At 54.9% G+C, this 16,430-nt stretch carries 16 protein-coding genes and 1 pseudogene; 3 read left to right on the forward strand and 14 right to left on the reverse strand.

Annotated features, from left to right (window positions below; all coding sequences use genetic code 11):
- Positions 1-14: 14 nt before the first annotated feature.
- Positions 15-926, reverse strand: coding sequence for an MBL fold metallo-hydrolase (locus E9531_RS05735; RefSeq protein WP_158291724.1), 912 nt, complete (start codon positions 924-926; stop codon positions 15-17).
- Here E9531_RS05735 and E9531_RS17455 point away from each other — a divergent pair.
- Complete coding sequence (locus tag E9531_RS17455; RefSeq protein WP_158291725.1) at positions 925-1,134, forward strand: hypothetical protein; 210 nt, start codon at positions 925-927, stop codon at positions 1,132-1,134. The two genes, E9531_RS05735 and E9531_RS17455, sit on opposite strands and share 2 nt — an antisense overlap.
- Here E9531_RS17455 and E9531_RS05740 read toward each other — a convergent pair.
- The 9 genes from E9531_RS05740 to E9531_RS05780 form a co-directional block, all read right to left on the reverse strand.
- Positions 1,131-2,579: an aldehyde dehydrogenase family protein gene (locus E9531_RS05740; RefSeq protein WP_136572796.1), complete on the reverse strand. Its 1,449-nt coding sequence runs from the start codon at positions 2,577-2,579 to the stop codon at positions 1,131-1,133. The two genes, E9531_RS17455 and E9531_RS05740, sit on opposite strands and share 4 nt — an antisense overlap.
- 33 nt (positions 2,580-2,612) lie before the next feature.
- Positions 2,613-3,698, reverse strand: a complete 1,086-nt coding sequence (locus tag E9531_RS05745; protein WP_136572797.1) for a tartrate dehydrogenase — start codon at positions 3,696-3,698, stop codon at positions 2,613-2,615.
- Positions 3,699-3,928: 230 nt separating this feature from the next.
- On the reverse strand, positions 3,929-4,807 hold the full coding sequence (locus E9531_RS05750; protein ID WP_136572798.1) for an NAD(P)-dependent oxidoreductase: 879 nt from the start codon (positions 4,805-4,807) through the stop codon (positions 3,929-3,931).
- A 230-nt stretch (positions 4,808-5,037) separates the two neighbouring features.
- Positions 5,038-6,147 (reverse strand): CNNM domain-containing protein, encoded by a 1,110-nt coding sequence (locus E9531_RS05755; protein WP_136572799.1) that lies wholly within the window; start codon positions 6,145-6,147, stop codon positions 5,038-5,040.
- Positions 6,148-6,322: 175 nt separating this feature from the next.
- Entirely contained in the window at positions 6,323-7,627 is a 1,305-nt protein-coding gene (locus E9531_RS05760; protein ID WP_136572800.1) for an amidase, read from the reverse strand.
- 106 nt (positions 7,628-7,733) lie between these two features.
- Positions 7,734-8,432 (reverse strand): DUF2848 domain-containing protein, encoded by a 699-nt coding sequence (locus tag E9531_RS05765; RefSeq protein ID WP_136572801.1) that lies wholly within the window; start codon positions 8,430-8,432, stop codon positions 7,734-7,736.
- Between the two features lie 146 nt (positions 8,433-8,578).
- On the reverse strand, positions 8,579-9,862 hold the full coding sequence (locus E9531_RS05770) for a TRAP transporter large permease (RefSeq protein WP_136572802.1): 1,284 nt from the start codon (positions 9,860-9,862) through the stop codon (positions 8,579-8,581).
- Positions 9,863-10,474, reverse strand: a complete 612-nt coding sequence (locus E9531_RS05775) for a TRAP transporter small permease subunit (protein WP_136572803.1) — start codon at positions 10,472-10,474, stop codon at positions 9,863-9,865.
- Between the two features lie 140 nt (positions 10,475-10,614).
- Positions 10,615-11,661, reverse strand: coding sequence for a TRAP transporter substrate-binding protein (locus tag E9531_RS05780; protein WP_136572804.1), 1,047 nt, complete (start codon positions 11,659-11,661; stop codon positions 10,615-10,617).
- A 325-nt stretch (positions 11,662-11,986) separates the two neighbouring features.
- Between E9531_RS05780 and E9531_RS05785 the strand changes: the two genes are divergently transcribed.
- Positions 11,987-12,673 (forward strand): GntR family transcriptional regulator, encoded by a 687-nt coding sequence (locus tag E9531_RS05785; RefSeq protein ID WP_136572805.1) that lies wholly within the window; start codon positions 11,987-11,989, stop codon positions 12,671-12,673.
- Between the two features lie 51 nt (positions 12,674-12,724).
- On the opposite strand, the gene E9531_RS17460 is transcribed toward E9531_RS05785, so the two are convergent.
- Complete coding sequence (locus tag E9531_RS17460) at positions 12,725-12,880, reverse strand: hypothetical protein (RefSeq protein ID WP_158291726.1); 156 nt, start codon at positions 12,878-12,880, stop codon at positions 12,725-12,727.
- Positions 12,881-13,066: 186 nt separating this feature from the next.
- Here E9531_RS17460 and E9531_RS05795 point away from each other — a divergent pair, with 186 nt between their 5' ends.
- Positions 13,067-14,059 (forward strand): alpha/beta hydrolase, encoded by a 993-nt coding sequence (locus E9531_RS05795; protein ID WP_136572807.1) that lies wholly within the window; start codon positions 13,067-13,069, stop codon positions 14,057-14,059.
- Between the two features lie 179 nt (positions 14,060-14,238).
- Here E9531_RS05795 and E9531_RS05800 read toward each other — a convergent pair whose 3' ends face one another.
- The 3 genes and pseudogenes from E9531_RS05800 to E9531_RS05810 all read right to left on the reverse strand — a co-directional run.
- Positions 14,239-14,799, reverse strand: coding sequence for a retropepsin-like aspartic protease family protein (locus E9531_RS05800; protein WP_211343378.1), 561 nt, complete (start codon positions 14,797-14,799; stop codon positions 14,239-14,241).
- Between the two features lie 137 nt (positions 14,800-14,936).
- Positions 14,937-15,362 (reverse strand): NUDIX domain-containing protein, encoded by a 426-nt coding sequence (locus E9531_RS05805; protein ID WP_136572808.1) that lies wholly within the window; start codon positions 15,360-15,362, stop codon positions 14,937-14,939.
- A 194-nt stretch (positions 15,363-15,556) separates the two neighbouring features.
- Positions 15,557-16,423 (reverse strand): annotated as a pseudogene (locus E9531_RS05810) (ATP-binding protein); the annotation flags it as partial.
- Between the last annotated feature and the right edge of the window lie 7 nt (positions 16,424-16,430).

The following is a 16,430-nucleotide window of genomic DNA, read 5'->3' on the forward strand; positions in this document are numbered from 1 at the left end:
TGCGTGCACGGTGTTTACTCGAACAAAGGCAATGCCGGGCGTGGAATGAAGGTATAGGCAGCCCCATCTTGCACAATGCGCCCCAAGCCGGGGAATGGGAAGTGGCACCCCAAAATCAGATAGTCCTTGGCAGCGATATCACGGAAGACATCTGCGCGCGTAACTTTGGCAAGTGCCACATCACTGTCGTAACTAAATGACCATTCAGGGTGGGCAGGTTCGATCACCGCATGGTGGGAAACATCGCCCAAATTCAACAAAATTTTGCCTGCACTCTGAATCAAAAATGAGGTGTGGCCAACGGTATGTCCTGGCGTCAATATCGGACGGATTCCTGGCACGATATCCTGGTCGTAATTCAGGAACTCCAAGCGATCTTGGTAAGGCAGCAAAGCGGCTCTGGCGCCACGCGTACACAAACCGCGATGGCCTTCGGCATCCACTTGGCTCTCGTCAGTCCAATAATCAAAATCAGCACGGTTGATAGCGATACGGGCATGCGGGAAAACGGGCTGTCCCTTCGCATCAATCAAGCCAAAATAATGGTCTGTATGCGCGTGGGTAATCAGTACCCAATCAATCGCATCAAGACTGATACCCACTTTGGCCAAGTTCTGCCGCAACCGCCCGCCTGTGTTGCCAAACAAGCCACTCTCGCCCAAGCCGGTGTCAATCAGCACCAACTCTTTGCCGGTATCAACCAGTAAGAAGTTGATATCCATGGTGTAGGTCGTCAGCGACATGCCATGCAGCGCCAGCAATCGTTCACGTTCGTCAGGGTCACTGTCGGCATACACACCGTCCATAGGAATAGAGAGCACGCCATCGGAGAGCGCCAGGCATTGGAAATCGCCTAATGAAAAACGGTAGTGCTCTGGATTGCGAATGTGGTCCAGCGGCCTCGCTGGTATGGCGTTGCTTGTCATGGTGATTGTCTCCTTGTCTGTTGTTGTCGTAGGTGCTGTAGCTCCCATTCAGCCCAGCGCCTGTCTCGCTATTGCAAGCCATATGCATGGCGCTGCATGTGTTGCCTGCCCGATGCGCAGGATAGGCAGTCGTTTATTCAAACCCCGCACCAGCGAGGCTGAATTCTCGCTGGCATCGACCACAACAATGGCCAGTGCTGCGCTCTAGCCGTGCTGGATCGCAATGGTTTTCAGGACGGTGAACCCATACAGCGCCTCAAAACCTTTTTCGCGCCCATGGCCGCTGGCTTTCACGCCGCCAAAGGGCAACTCTACACCGCCACCGGCGCCGTAGTTATTGATGAATACTTGGCCGCAACGCATTTTGCGTGCAACCCGCATCTGGCGCGCGCCGTCACGGCTCCAGATACCAGCGACCAAACCAAAATCCGTACCATTGGCAATGCGCACGGCTTGCTCTTCGGTATCGAATGGGATCACGGCCAGCACTGGGCCAAAAATCTCTTTTTGCGCAATATCGCTCTCAGGCGGTACATCACGAAAGAGCACGGCTTCTTGGTAAAAGCCTTGCGCACTGGCATCAGGGTGCACACGCCCACGCGCAGCCTCCACAATCCCTTGCGCCTTGGCTTGCTCAACCATGGCGCGCACTTGCTCAAACTGCTTGCGGTTGACCAACGGACCCATGTCCAGCTGCAATGCAGGTGGGCCACTTTGCAGAGCCTCAAATCGAGACACCAAAAGCGCCAACACGCGCTCATAAATGCCGCGTTGTACCAGCGCGCGACTACCCGCAGAGCAGGTCTGCCCGGCATTCTGTGCGATCGCGTTCACAAGCACGGGGAGGGCGGCCTCGAGATCGGCATCATCAAACACAATTTGTGGTGACTTTCCGCCCAATTCCAATGTGACCGGGCAATGCCGCTCAGCGGCAGCATGTGCCACCAAACGCCCCGTCTGCGTCGAGCCCGTAAACGAAATATGGTCGATACCAGGGTGTGCAGTGAGATCGTTGCCCGCCTCTCGGCCATAACCGGTGACCACATTCAATGCCCCTGCAGGAAAGCCTACTTCGGCCGCCAACTCCGCTAGGCGCAGCAAGGACAGGCTGGCATCTTCAGCGGGCTTGACCACGCAGGCATTGCCCGCAGCCAATGCAGCGCCTACCGTGCGCCCAAAAATCTGCATCGGGTAGTTCCACGGCACGATGTGTGCCGTCACACCATGCGGTTCACGCAACGTCAATACCGTATAGCCGGCGTTAAAAGGCAGAGTCTCGCCATGCAATTTGTCTGCCGCACCAGCGTAGTATTCAAAGTAACGGGCCAACGCCGTGGCATCGACTCTGGCTGTTTTCAATGATTTACCGCAGTCGGCCGCCTCCAGTTGGGCCAACTCTTCAGCGTGTTCCGTCACCGCAGCGGCAAGTTTGAATAGCAAGCGGCTGCGCTCGACCGCGGACAGCCGTCCCCACGGGCCATCAAAAGTCTCACCCAACGCCTGCTTTGCAGCCTGCACCGCGCGATCCACATCAGTGGCATTGCCTTGGGCCAGTTGCACCAGCACTTGGCCATTGCTGGGATCAAAACTATCGAGATACTGGCCTGTGCTGGGTGCAACCCACGCATTGGCGATGTAATGGTCTTTACGCATAAAGTCTCCTTGCTCAGTGCAGTGCGCTGTGTATTACAGCGATGAATGCTCAACATGGTCAGCAATGGCTTGCCCAATGTCTTGTGTGCGTGCCTGCCCGCCCATATCGGGCGTGCGCGGGCCGTGTTCGGTCACATGTTCAATGGCCTGCACAATCGCTTGTGCCGCCTGTTGGTAGCGTGCATCCCCTTGGCCCAGATGCTCCAGCATCAAAGCACCCGACCAGATTTGTCCAATCGGATTGGCAATGCCTTGGCCTGCGATATCAGGGGCGGAACCGTGCACCGGTTCAAACAACGAGGGGAATGTGCCGTCCGGATTAAGGTTGGCCGATGGCGCAATGCCAATCGTCCCCGTACAGGCAGGTCCTAAGTCTGACAAGATATCGCCAAACAAATTGGATGCCACCACCACATCAAACCAATCTGGGTGCTGCACAAAATGGGCCGTCAAAATATCGATGTGGAATTTCTTCACCGCGACATCCGGGTAGTCTTTGGCTATTTCTGCCACACGGCTGTCCCAATATGGCATGGTGATCGAGATGCCATTGCTCTTGGTCGCAACGGTCAGGGACTTAGCCGGGCGAGAGCGGGCCAGCTCAAATGCAAAACGCAAAATGCGATCAACACCAAAGCGGGTAAAAATGGCCTCTTGCGTGGCGAATTCGCGGGCAGTGCCTTCAAACATCACCCCTCCGACTGAGGAATATTCCCCTTCAGTGTTCTCGCGCACCACAATGAAGTCAATATCGCCGCTTTGGCGGTTGGCCAGCGGCGCTGGCACACCCGGCATCAAGCGCACGGGGCGGATGTTGACGTATTGGTCAAACTCTCGGCGAATCTTAATGATCGACTCCCACACCGCAGTGTGGTCTGGAATCACATCGGGCATTCCAACAGCGCCAAAATACACAGCATCGTGGCCTTGGATTTGCTCTTTCCAATCCAGCGGCATCATCGTGCCATGCTGCTTGTAATGTTGCCCACACCAATCGAACTCGTCGAATGCAAAATCCAGTCCAAAGCGGCGTGCCGCCGCTTGCAGCACACGCAGCCCTTCAGGCATGACTTCCACACCTATGCCATCACCGGCAATCACTGCGATTTTTTTCACCATAAACAATGCTCCTGAAGACGAAATCACTCCACCACGAAGCAGTACCTGCGCCATGGTGATTACCGAGAATAAAAATTTGATAAGGGCCTGATAAAGGCCTCTGATAAAGGCCTGTTAGGTTGCGCGGCTGCATGCAGCTCAAACGATGCGATGCGCATTGGCATAGCCACCTAAGTGCATGAGTGATAGCAAGGCTCTGCCTTCAGACCCAATGCCTGCTCTACACAGACTCAATGGCGCTCAGCCAATAGCCGCACCAGCTCGGGCACATAGGTTTGTGGACCGCCGCTTTGCACTGCCGCCTCATAGGTGTGCTCCACCGCTTGACCGATACGCTGAGCTGAATCACTGTCACCAGCCATCTGCACGTAGTACCCCAGATCTTTTTGCGCGTTCGCCATGAAAAAAGGCAGACTGGACGCATCTTGTGCGGTGATATACGGGCGCAAGCGTTCCAACGGCACCCCTGCTCCACCGCCAGCGGCCAACACCTCGACAAACGTAGCGGGGTCTACCCCATTATGTTCAGCACAGGCGGCCGCCTCGGCGATCAAGGCAATGCTGCCCAGCGATACAAAGTTGTGCAGCAACTTCAAACTGTGGCCATTGCCCACATCGCCTACGTGGTGCACCTTTTCGGTAAACGCATCAAGTACGGGACGTACCTGTTCCAGCACCTGCGCATCGCCTCCGACCAGCAAGTGCAAAGTGCCGTCATGGGCAGCTTGTGCAGTGCGTGTCATGGGGGCATCGAGGTAAGCAGCACCGGCTTGAGCCACCAGTTGCGCCATGCGTTTAGAAACCGCCGGAACGGAAGTTGAGCAATCGACAACGACAGTGCCAGGGCGCAGTGCAGCCAAAGCGCCTTGCTCCCCCGTCAAAATAGCTTGCACTTCAGGTGCACCAGTGACGCACAGAATCAGCACATTGCTCGCCTGCGCCACTTGTTGCACATTGGCATAGGCCACGGCACCAGCGCCAAGCAAATCCTCTACGGGCTGGTTGCCTGCATGCTCCAAAAAATGCAGCCCAAAACCAGCCTTGAGCACATTACGGGCAATGCCATGGCCCATAAGCCCCACACCAATCATGCCGACTTGCGTAGTCATCTTGTCTCCGTTTCTTCTCTACTCTCAGAACAGGGCTGTGCCAAGCAAATGCCTACACGCCCTGCGCTGTTGACCAACGGCCCACTTGCCGTTTTTGCACGTCGACTATAGCGAGGCAGCGGAGTATTCTGGAAGTCGAATTTGCACAAGCGATGCCTTGAGAAAAACGCAAGGCTCAGTCCGCAGTGAACCGCGCCATCCGGTCCAGTCGACGTGCGCCTTGAAAACCGTCAAACCGCATCTGGGTTGCGCTTGCCAATCGCCTCAAGTAAAAGAACATCCTCATCATCCAAAGGCAGGCCCATGCGCTTGGCACGCTGCTGCCACAGGCTTCTGGCGTAAGCCTGCAAGTCGGCAATCGAATCGCTTTCGTCAACAATTTCAATGCCGAAAATGGTCTCAAGGATATCTTCCAGAGTCACAATGCCCAGCGTTCTGCCATATTCATCCACCACAGACATGATGTGTGCGTGTTCTTGAATAAAACGTTTGAAGAGTCTATCCAGCGGCGTGGTTTCTGGCGTGCTGACCAATGGGCGAGCAAAGTCTGCCAAACAGGTCTTGGGCGCATCGTCCGATTCGATATACGTGGCCAACAATTCACTTTTGAGCACAAAGCCACTGATATCTGCGGCATCGCTTTCAAACACCGGAATGCGAGAAAACGGCTTGCCTTTAATGGCAGAGACAAAGTCTCCCAAAGACATCGATTGCGGCAACGAAAACGTAACCAAACGCGGGGTCATGATGTCGTGCGCACGCACCGTGTGCATTTGCAGCAAGTTGTTCAGGATGCGGGTTTCACCTTCTTGCAGCTGCCCCGATTCCTGCCCCAAACGCGCTACGGCCATCAAGTCATCACGGTATTTGGGCAACTCCTGCGCTTTGCCAAACGTAATCACTTTAGTCAGCTGCTGTGAGAACCATACCAATGGTGCCAACAAGTACATCAATACCGGCATAACCCGTGACACAAAAGGCGCTACACCTACGGCGTAGCGTGCACCAATGGTCTTAGGAATAATCTCGGTCAAGATCAAGACCGCCAACGTCAGGCCCGCAGCAAAAAGTGCCTCTGTGCCGTTGCCAAACACACTCGCATACTGCGCACCAGCGCCTGCTGCCCCCATCGTGTGGGCCACAGTATTAAGGGTCAGAATCGCCGCCAAAGGCCGGTCGATCTCACGCTTGTATTCTTCATATTGATTAGCCCAGCGTTGGCCTTTGAGCTTACCGGTCTGTATTTCAGCCGGCGTAATGGTGAGGAGTGAAGCCTCAAGAATAGAACAAAGAAACGATGCGCCCAGTGCCAGGACGACGTAAATAATCAGAAGCGTCATGCAGTTTAAAAAGAAACAATCGGCACCGATCTTACAACGTTGAAATACCCGTACAAAGCAGTAACACCCTCAGCCCCTTTAGTGCAAGCGGCTTGGTAAAACCACAAAAAAGGGCTACCGCGCCTTTTGGGTCGGCAGCCTGCTGAACAGCGTCTATGCTAAATAGCTCCTTCGGTCACGCCCTCAACACTGCCTCCAAGGCGTGTCCAATAGCCAGAATATGGCGATCGGCCAAACGCTGACCAGCAAACATCAGCCCCACCGGTAAGGCCCCGGCAGCTTGTGCAGCGGGGATCGACAAGGTCGGGACGTCATAGAAGTTGAACACGGAGGTATTGCGCAGAATCAAGGCATTGGCCTTCATAAAAGCCTCTTGCGCATCCAGGCTGGCAATAGTGGGCGCAGTAAACACCACCGTTGGCGCCATGACTACATCGACGTTGGCCATGCGCGCATCCCACTGGGCATGCAATTGACTGCGCTGCTGTTGAATATGAACGTAAGTTGCCGCATCTAGGCTTTGGCCGCGCTCAATCCGGCTGCGCACCAAGGGGTCGTACTCTTGTGCACGCGCAGGCAGATACGGCTGGTGGATGGCAGCCGCCTCAGCGGCAATCAAGGTGCCTTTTTGCTGCAAGGCAAAGGGCGCGCCCACCAAGTCTTCCCATTGCACATCCTCAATGACCGCACCTTGCGCCTGCAACCGTTGAACAGCCGCCTCAAAGGCTTGGGCTACGGCAGTTTCCATTTCTGTAAAAAGCAGGCCACGAGGCACCGCAATGCGCAAACCTTTCACACTGCGCGCAGGCAAAGCTGCTTGTTCACGTGTCAGACCTGCCAATACAGCGTCTGCCGCCGCACAGTCGGCCACGTTTTTGGCCAAAGGCCCAACACTGTCGAGCGTAAAGGACAGCGGAAATGCACCTTGGCGTGACACACGGCTGACACTGGGTTTGAAACCCGTAATGCCATTGAGCGCAGAAGGAATACGCACCGAACCACCCGTATCCGATCCAATCGCGATGTCGCACATGCCCAAGGCCACCGCGACCCCAGCACCGGAGGATGAACCACCGGGGATGCGACTGGCATCGAGCGCATTGCCGGGGGTGCCGTAATGTGGGTTGATGCCAATGCCAGAGAAGGCAAACTCCGTCATATTGGTTTTGCCAATTACCACTGCCCCTGCGGCTCGCAAGTGCTGCACGATGGTGGCATCTTGCGCCGCTGGCTGCGCTGTTTGCAACAACTTCGAGCCCGCCGTCGTCACCACGCCTGCTACATCAAACAAGTCTTTGACGCTGACAATGCAGCCATCCAATGGCCCCAGAGATTGCCCTCGTGCGGCACGTGCGTCGGCTGCGGCCGCATCCTCGCACGCAGCGGCTTCAAACACATGGGTAAAAATGGCAGCGCTGCGGGCGGCATCGGCATGGATGCGTGCCAGGCATTGCTCTAAACGTTGTACGGAACGGCTCATGGCGGTGACTTCTTTACAAAATTAGATGGGAAAAGCCCTTGAAGCGCACAGTGGGCAACAAAGGCTTCGTCAAAATCAAACCAACACTACAGCGCTGGAGTGCAACTTACGCGACGTCAGGCAAGCACTCGACTTGGTATGTCCACTTCAAGCTGCGGCCCAACACCGGATCGAACAACTCCATCTCTAGGTTATTGGCCGCGCGGATACCGCCAATGGCGCCCACCGTACCGCAGGTCATGCCTGTGCCTTCTGGCCAGCTGGTAGCGTTCAAAGAATTCAAATAGCCGGCAACCAAGTCTTCTGGCGTGCGCAATGTTGCCAAAGGCCCTTCTTGGTACAGCGTGCGCGAGCCTTTTTCGTCAATCCACGAGCGCAGCACAATCTGGTCCCAATGGGCCTGAACATCCTCTAAGCGCCAAGCCACGTTGGCCACGGGCTTGATACACACTTGTTTGGACATGGCTACGCTATGCGCCTCGAGCTTGCGATCGGTGTGGTCAGATGCGATGGAAACCAGCCATTGGCCATCGTGTTGAAAGACGAAAACTTCAATCTCGCCAGAGCTTTCTGTGCCTACAACCTGCACTGCCGCATCTTGCGTGCACTGATTGGCGGCGATGCGGTAATACAAAGGCACGCTGCTTGGGCGCGGCACGCCCAGCTCGGCCAGCTCTTCAATATGGTGCTCAATGGCAGCCATATCGCGGCCAGCCCAACCTGCAACAACGAGGTTCTTCAGCGCCAAACGGGCTGGGTAAGCAGCGCCTGCTGCAGGAATCACTTGGAATTCAATCGCGTTCATTTCACGTACTCTTTCAATCAGGATGTATGTCCCAAGGCTGCCAAATCGAGGCGACTGGCACCCATGGAGAAGTTATGTGCTGGCGGGCACGCCACCAGCATGTGTTGTGATTGGCGACTAAGCGCGTGGATCACACTCTGCGTCAATTAACCCATCAGGTTAGGCAACCACAGCGCCAAACTAGGCACCAAAGACAGCAGTACCACCATCACCAACATCGCCACAACAAATGGCAGTGCCCCGACGATGACTGCTGTCATCGAACCGGCTTTGCGCAGGCTTTGCACTACAAAAAGGTTCAAGCCCACAGGGGGTGTAATCAGCGCCATCTCTACCAGCACAATGATGAGAATGCCCAGCCAAATCGGGTCGTATCCCAACGCAAACATGATCGGGGCGATGATAGGAATGGTGGTAATCATCATGGACAGGGTTTCCATAAAACAACCCAGCACGATGTAAAAGATGACGACCACGACAAGCATCATCACTGGAGAAAGGCCCAGCCCTTGGATAGCAGACGTCAATGCATTCGTGATGCCAGTTGCAGCCATCACAAAGTTCAAAAAGCCCGACGCCAGCACAATCAGCATGATCATGGCGGAAGCGCGCATCGCGCCTTCAATCGACTCACGCAGCATTTTCAAAGTCAACTTGCCATAGCAAGCGGCCAATAGCAATGCACCAGTCACACCCAATGCAGCCGCCTCTGTGGGGGTTGCCAAACCTGCATAAATGGAGCCCACCACCAGCAAGAAAATGATCATGGGCGGAATCAAGTAGACCAAGGACTTGAAACGTTCGGACCAACTAGCATGAACCTTCTGCCCGCCCCACTGCGGTTTGATCAGGCATGCCACCAAAATGGTCACCACAAACAGCGCGGCCATCACCAAGCCAGGAATGATCCCTGCCAAATACAGCTTCGGTACGGATGTGTTGGTCAGCACGCCATACATCACCAGGTTAATGGACGGCGGCAGCAAAATGCCCAACGTACCACCAGCGGCCAAGCTGCCCAGAAACAAAGATTCGTTATAGCCGTGTTTATGAATCTGCGGTAGCGCCACGGTTCCTACGGTGGCTGCCGTAGCCACACTGGAGCCTGAAGTGGCTGAAAACAAAGTTGAGGCGCCAATATTGGCGTGCATCAATCCACCGGGCAGCCACGACAGCCATAAACTCATAGCGTTGTACATCTTCTCTGCAAAACCCGAACGCAGCAAAATCTCGCCCAGCAAAATAAACAGAGGGATAGCCACCAACAAAAACTCGTTATTGGTGCCCCAAGCAATTTCGCCCATGGCACGCGTGAGCGGCAGCATGGAAAACTGGTTATCCAGAAACAAACCCAGTAAGCCCAAAGCTGCGCCTACTGGAATGCTCAACCCGATCAGGATGAGCAGCACAATCAAGGTGGTTGCAACCATTTAGCTGTTTCCTTTCACCATGCGCTCGCCATTGGCGGCTTCTTCTTCTGCCTCTTCTTGTGCTGAGCGCACTCCACAAACTTCCTTCAATGTGCGGATGTCCCCCGTAACCAGTGCCACGGATGCACGAATCAGCATCAAGGCCAGCACAATGCACATCCACAGCAATCCAATCAGCCACAAGCCTTGCGGAATCCATAAAGGCGTCGCCATGATGCTGTTGGCAGTTGAGCCTTGCGTAAATGACGCCAGCACCATATCTTTGGCGTAAAACGTCAAAAAGGCCATAAAAATGCCCAAGCCGACCAGTGAAATCCAATCCACCAAGGCCGACAAGCGCACAGGCAAGTATTGATACAGCACATCCACCCGCACGTTGGCACGCTGCAAAGAAGCGAATGCAAACGCCCATGTAGTGCTCACGGCAAAGGCGTAACTGGACAACTCATCGGCGCCGCCCAAGTTAAAGCCAAAAAATTTGCGCACCAGCACATCGAAAGTGACCAGCAATACACTGGCAATGGTGATGGCGCCACCAAACCAGACCGCGTAACGCGATATCTGGTTAGCCCAGCCATACAGGCGGGCCAGCAAAGAAACAGAAGTCGTCATCGTGGAGAAGTCTGTAGAGTTAAAAAGCTGAAGTCACGGTTGCTGGCCCAAACCGAAAACAGCGGCGATACCCATTGCACTGCAATGCATAGCGCCGCTTTCTCACGTTCTCGCCTTAAACCAAGTGTCTCCCAAGTGCCTCACTTCGTGACGGTGTAGCCAGTCACTTGGCCAATCGTCGCGTTGAAGTCGCGTACACACTCTGCCGAGCAGCGTGCAGCCCACTTTGGCAACACCACTTCAGAGAAAGTTTTCTTGAGCAAAGCCTTGTCTTCTTCGCTTGGCGTAACCAAGGTCATCTTGCCTTTGACTGGTGCTTTGCATGCATCTGCACCGCTGTTGCAGTCGTAACCTTGCTGTGTTTGTTCGGCTGCTGCAGACCAGATGTTGTTGATCAAATCAACGTACTTGGTGCTGATCAGTTCCTGCACTTTCGGATCCAACTTGGCCCACGCCTTGGCATTGACTGCATGAATTTGTTGGTTCCAGTTGATCGGCAAAGCGTACAAATGGGTTGCAACTTCGTACCACTTGGCATCAAAACCAGACATGGACCCTGTGATCGCGCAATCAACCACCTTGTTCTGCAAAGCAGGCACCACCTCACCAAACGGCATGGTCACACTTGTGCCACCAAAGGCTTCCACAAACTCAGCCTGTGTACGGCTGCTGGTGCGCACTTTCTTACCCTTCAAGTCTGCCAAACCACCGAAATTGCCATTGCAAAACAGCACCTGTGCTGGATAGGTTGACAGGCCCAACACCTTCACCCCTGTGGGTTCGTAGAACTTTTGGTATGCAGGCAAGAATGCATCGGTGACTTGACGTGCCTCTTCCACGCTGGTGGTCAGGCCGGCCAGATCAATCGCCTCGTTAATCGGATTGTCTGAAGCGAAATACGCCAAAGTGGACGTACCAAATTCGATTACGCCTTGGGACATCAAGCGCAAAACTTCGGGGCCTTTGAGACCCATTTCATTGAAGCCTTTGATATCTGCAGTGACTTTGCCACCCGAGGCCTCTGGAATCACCGTGGTCCAGAACGGCTTTTCATAGTCGTTATACAGGCTCAGATTGCTCAACGCCCCCACCACTTTGACTTTGGTTGCGGGATAGTCTTGCGCCATGACAGGGCCGGTCAGCGCGGCTGCGGCAACGATCAGCGATGAAAACAGGATACGAGGCATCAAATACTCCAGACAGTAGCCACCAAAGTGGTGCGATTAGGACATCAACTGCACCGAATGTGTGCGAAAGCGTGCACAAAAGCATGAATCCATGCTGCCATACAAGCCCAATCAGCACATTCGATCAACAATCGGCTGCATTATTGCCCTTGTTGTGAAATTTCACTATAGGGTTATCCTTATTTCAGCAATTAATATGCCAAGTACACTGTCACCTTCCAATGCCTGCACTCAGGCATTCCCCCTCTACAATCAATCCGCCTGCGCATGGGCTTTTGCCAGCAGCGCAAACGACACCCTCCCACTTGCCTTGCCTTTCTTGCCCATGGCTGAACCCTCCGCTTTGACTGCCGCTTCTGCACACGAATTCGTTGTTGCTACCGATGTTTCGCAAAATGAAAGTGCCTATTTGGTTTTGCAAAACCGCATCGTGACGCTGCAGTACAAGCCGGGCGAATACCTAAACACCGCCGCCTTGATGGAAAGCCTGGGTTTTGGCCGCACCCCGATTAACCACGCGCTGCACCGTTTGGCCACCGAAGGGCTGGTGCAGATCCTGCCGCGCAAAGGCGTCATCGTCGCACCCCTGTCGATTGATGATGCGCTGAACCTGATTGATGTGCGTCTGGTCAATGAAACTTTGTGCGCACGCCTGGCAGCCGAACGCATCACTGCCGAGCAAATTGACGAGTTACACCACAGCGTACGCAGCTTTGAACAGGCTATGCACCACCGCGACATCGTCGGCTGCATGCAGGCCGATCGCAATTTTCACGAATGCATCGCCCAAGCCTGCGCCAACCCGGTACTGATTGATGTGCTGCGCGTGCTGCATGCGCGTGCGCAGCGGTTCTGGGCGATTTCCATGTCAGCTACTGGACATTCACAGCACATCCTAGAAGAACACCGGCAGATCGTAGATATGCTCGCCGCCCATGATGGGGAAGCGGCAGCGACCATGGTGGGCGAGCATATTGAGTCGTTCAGAACGTCCATCCTCCAGCGCAATTAAAGCGCGGCTGCCATCGAGCGATGTGTGCCCACACGGCCTCCAGCATCGTTCTCATGCAATGCGATCCACAGCGGCATCAGCATCTGTCACCCTGAGCCGCTCGTACTCCCGTTTGCGATAAAGCAGCCACCATCGCGCTTCCTCATCAGCCTGCGCGAATTCCGGTCTTACTGAATCATCGACCCTCCTGAGTTGGTCGAAGGACATGCAAGGCGTGCTGAAAACGATGCAACCAGACCAGCAAATGGGCTCAATATGAATTCGCCCCCCATAAAAATGGCGTGCTTCAAGATCAAAAGATCGCAGCATCACTGACCTTTACTTAAAACTGCAAACGGCATCGTTGAATGAAAAATACAATGCGCATTAATCTCATTTAATGAATACCTTTTCATGTCTCGTCGCCACTTTCTCATCGCCGCAGCCAGCCTGCCAGTCGCCGTATGGGCCCAGTCCGCACCATCCTCTTCACCCATTGGCGCAGCAGGCAGTACACCAAACCCTGGCGCACCACGGCAACGGCCACCCATCGACACCCCGATTGGCCCTACCGTAGCAGACCTGCCTTCGCCCTACTACCAGTTTGAAAAACTGCGCTTTGATTCACGCGATGGCAAACGCCACTACCGGGTATATGTGGGCATTCCGCGCAGCCCGGCGCCCCAAGAAGGCTACCCTGTGCTGTACATGCTGGACGGTAATGCCGCCATGCACACCCTCAAAGAGGCGGACTTGGAAAAATTGGCCCAAAACAACCCTCCCGTGCTGGTGGGAATTGGGTATGACGTGCCAACACGGCACGATGTGGTCGCCCGCGCCTTTGATTACACACCACCCGTGCTGGCCGAAGATGGCTCGCCGAAATCGGACGTGGTTGACCGAAGCAGACCGGGCGGAGGCGCCGAGCTCTTTCTTGACCTAATTGAAAGCACCATTCGTCCCGCCGTGGCTGCACGCACCTCTATTGATGCGTCACACCAAACTTTATGGGGCCATTCGTATGGCGGGCTGTTTACCCTGTATGCCATGGTCACCCGCCCGCAGCTGTTTCAGCGCTATGTGGCTGGTGATCCCTCTACAGGCTGGGGCGACAACGCCTTGCTCAAAAAAGCAGCCGCATTCCATGCGCAACAAGCTCCCGGAATCAGCGCGCAAGTGCTGGTGGGTGGCGGGCGGGCTGTCACCCCTAGTCGCGATCAACCCAATGCTGCAGCCAACGTGCCTGTGGCAACACCTCCGCAAGGGCGCGAAAGCACGCACGCCTTGGTTGCACGCTTGGCCGCTGAAGGCATGGACATCACGTTCCAAGCATTCCCTCAGCAAAGCCATAGCCAATTGTTTGCAACATCGCTCTACCCTGCACTAGCATTGGCCGCTAAGCGCTAAGCGCTAAGCGTCTGTTCTAAGAACTCTGTTTAAGATCTCCACAAGCCGCACAAGTCTCAAAAAAAAGAAACAGTGCAAGGACCTGTATGTGCGGCAACAGGTAACGCCGCAATGCGCTTTTTTAGACCCCAACACAGTCAGCATGAGATCTGAGCGCGTTTAAGACCAAACAAATAAGCTCAACGGGGCCGCAATACCATGCGGTCACGCTCAATCTGCATATCAAAATGGCGCAGCACGTTTTGGCCCAATAGCGCTTGGTTGCTACTGCCTACATTCAAGCCCGTCCCGACTTCCACGCCTTGCAGCGTAAAACCAGCCAAGCGTAGCGTATCAGAGGCAACGATACGCCCTTGGCGCGTACCACCTGCAGTAGAAAAGCGTGCGGACCTGCCGCCTTGAAGCCCGGCCTCTTGCGCCACGGCATCGCTGACGGAGACCAGACTGGCTCCTGTATCAACCATGAATTGCACAGGCACGCCATTGATGGCGCCATCCACATAAAAATGCCCATCTCGGTGGCGCGGCAGTTGCAGCTCACCTTGTCCTGCTGCCACATACACCGCTTTGGGCGGCGCCAACAGATGGCTCATCACTCCATACAGCACGCCAATCACCGCAATCCAGCACAGCCAGATGGCCCATGCACGCCGAGGTTTGCGCGGTTCGACAACAGGCAAACCAGGCGGTTGCTCTGGCTGCACAGGTTGGGAAGCATTGCGTGAAGAAAAACGGGCCATAGGCCATGATCGTAGCGTATGCCGCTACATGCAACAGCCCTGCCACAGCAAAGCATAAGGAATCAAAGCCGAACCATCAATTTGAGCGCTAGATGCGCGCTAGATTAGCCCGGAAGAGCTATCCTCAAAGCGCTGTTTTAGGCTTGCAATGCCTGCTCTTGTGCCAGCGCATCCAGCACAGGAAAGGCGCCGGGCAAGATAGGAGATACGGTGGTTTGCAACGTTTGCCATGCCACCTGTTGGCCTTCACGCATTTCGAATGCCCCTGTCCAGTCACGCACTTTGCACCAGTGCAAGCGCACTTTGGCATGTTCGTAATCATGCTCTGTCACGCGCCACACCTCTATCGCCCCGATGGTGATGCCCAACTCTTCTTCAAATTCCCGGCGCAGCGCTTGCTCGACTGTTTCCCCGGCTTCAATCTTGCCACCAGGAAATTCCCAGTAACCGGCATACGGTTTGCCTTCAGGACGAGAGCCCAAAAGAAATTCTTGTTGGCCTTGGTGCTGGCGCAGCACAATACCGACGGCCACTTCAACACGCTTGGCGGCGGGTTCTGTCATGCTGTTCCTTTACGGCTGTTTCTGGTTTTGGCACTTGATGGAGCCTTCGGACGTGCAGTCTTGGTTGCGACCGCTTTAGTTGGCACACGTGCTGCACTAGTCGTGCCACTGACGGACTTGACCTGCACAGCCTTCGCTTTGGATGACACCTTAGTGGCCGCCCCCACTTTAGCCTTGGGTTTTACCGCCCCCAGCTTGCCCACAAAATCACGCGCAAACTGGTACGCCACCCGCCCACTGCGCGAACCGCGCTCCAACGCCCACACCAGCGCCTCTTTACGTGCTTCTGGAAGATGCTTGATTGGGCAGCCCAATGTGCGCAGCCATTGTTCGGCAATGGCCAAATATTCGTCTTGGCTGAAAGGGTAAAAACTGATCCACAAACCAAAGCGCTCAGACAGCGAAATCTTCTCTTCAATCACCTCACCGGGGTGCACTTCACCATCTGGCGTGTGTTTGTAGGTCAGGTTTTCGGCCATGTATTCGGGCAGCAAATGACGCCGGTTACTAGTGGCATAAATCAGCACATTGGGCGTGGCAGCAGCCACAGAGCCATCCAGAATGGATTTCAATGCCTTGTAGCCTTTCTCGCCCTCATCAAAGCTCAAGTCATCGCTGTAAATGATGAAGTGCCATGGCGCATCACCAATGACAGAGACGATATCAGGCAAATCCACCAAGTCGTCTTTATCAACCTCAATCAGGCGCAAGCCTTGCGGTGCAAAGTGCTGCAAACACGCCCGAATAAGTGATGATTTACCGGTACCTCGCGCACCTGTCAGCAACACATTATTGGCAGGCTGACCCGCCATGAATTGCTCGGTATTGTGAAAGAGCTTATCTTTCTGCCCACCCACTTCAATCAAATCATCAAAGCGGATATGCGCCACGTGGTGCACAGGCTCGAGCACGCCGCTGCCGCTAGATTGCTTGCGGTAACGCCATGCTATGGCTGCACCCCAGTCTTGCGGCGCGGTCAAGGGTTTGGGGAGGATGGCATCGAGCCGGTCGATCAGCTGCTCCGCCTTGCGCAAAAACTGCATCAAAAAATCGTTATCCATGCTCAAT

It is taken from the genome of Lampropedia puyangensis, assembly GCF_004833285.1.
Lineage (GTDB): Bacteria > Pseudomonadota > Gammaproteobacteria > Burkholderiales > Burkholderiaceae_C > Lampropedia > Lampropedia puyangensis.

Bases quoted from the DNA above. Each gene is read 5' to 3' on its own strand.
- E9531_RS17455 (WP_158291725.1), top strand. From the start codon at position 925: ATGGTGATTGTCTCCTTGTCTGTTGTTGTCGTAGGTGCTGTAGCTCCC.
- E9531_RS05760 (WP_136572800.1), bottom strand. From the start codon at position 7,627: ATGAGCCGTTCCGTACAACGTTTAGAGCAATGCCTGGCACGCATCCAT.
- E9531_RS05745 (WP_136572797.1), bottom strand. From the start codon at position 3,698: ATGGTGAAAAAAATCGCAGTGATTGCCGGTGATGGCATAGGTGTGGAA.
- E9531_RS05780 (WP_136572804.1), bottom strand. From the start codon at position 11,661: ATGCCTCGTATCCTGTTTTCATCGCTGATCGTTGCCGCAGCCGCGCTG.
- E9531_RS05755 (WP_136572799.1), bottom strand. From the start codon at position 6,147: ATGACGCTTCTGATTATTTACGTCGTCCTGGCACTGGGCGCATCGTTT.
- E9531_RS17460 (WP_158291726.1), bottom strand. From the start codon at position 12,880: ATGTCCTTCGACCAACTCAGGAGGGTCGATGATTCAGTAAGACCGGAA.
- E9531_RS05770 (WP_136572802.1), bottom strand. From the start codon at position 9,862: ATGGTTGCAACCACCTTGATTGTGCTGCTCATCCTGATCGGGTTGAGC.
- E9531_RS05740 (WP_136572796.1), bottom strand. From the start codon at position 2,579: ATGCGTAAAGACCATTACATCGCCAATGCGTGGGTTGCACCCAGCACA.
- E9531_RS05800 (WP_211343378.1), bottom strand. From the start codon at position 14,799: ATGGCCCGTTTTTCTTCACGCAATGCTTCCCAACCTGTGCAGCCAGAG.
- E9531_RS05795 (WP_136572807.1), top strand. From the start codon at position 13,067: ATGTCTCGTCGCCACTTTCTCATCGCCGCAGCCAGCCTGCCAGTCGCC.
- E9531_RS05735 (WP_158291724.1), bottom strand. From the start codon at position 926: ATGACAAGCAACGCCATACCAGCGAGGCCGCTGGACCACATTCGCAAT.
- E9531_RS05805 (WP_136572808.1), bottom strand. From the start codon at position 15,362: ATGACAGAACCCGCCGCCAAGCGTGTTGAAGTGGCCGTCGGTATTGTG.
- E9531_RS05765 (WP_136572801.1), bottom strand. From the start codon at position 8,432: ATGAACGCGATTGAATTCCAAGTGATTCCTGCAGCAGGCGCTGCTTAC.
- E9531_RS05775 (WP_136572803.1), bottom strand. From the start codon at position 10,474: ATGACGACTTCTGTTTCTTTGCTGGCCCGCCTGTATGGCTGGGCTAAC.
- E9531_RS05750 (WP_136572798.1), bottom strand. From the start codon at position 4,807: ATGACTACGCAAGTCGGCATGATTGGTGTGGGGCTTATGGGCCATGGC.
- E9531_RS05785 (WP_136572805.1), top strand. From the start codon at position 11,987: ATGGCTGAACCCTCCGCTTTGACTGCCGCTTCTGCACACGAATTCGTT.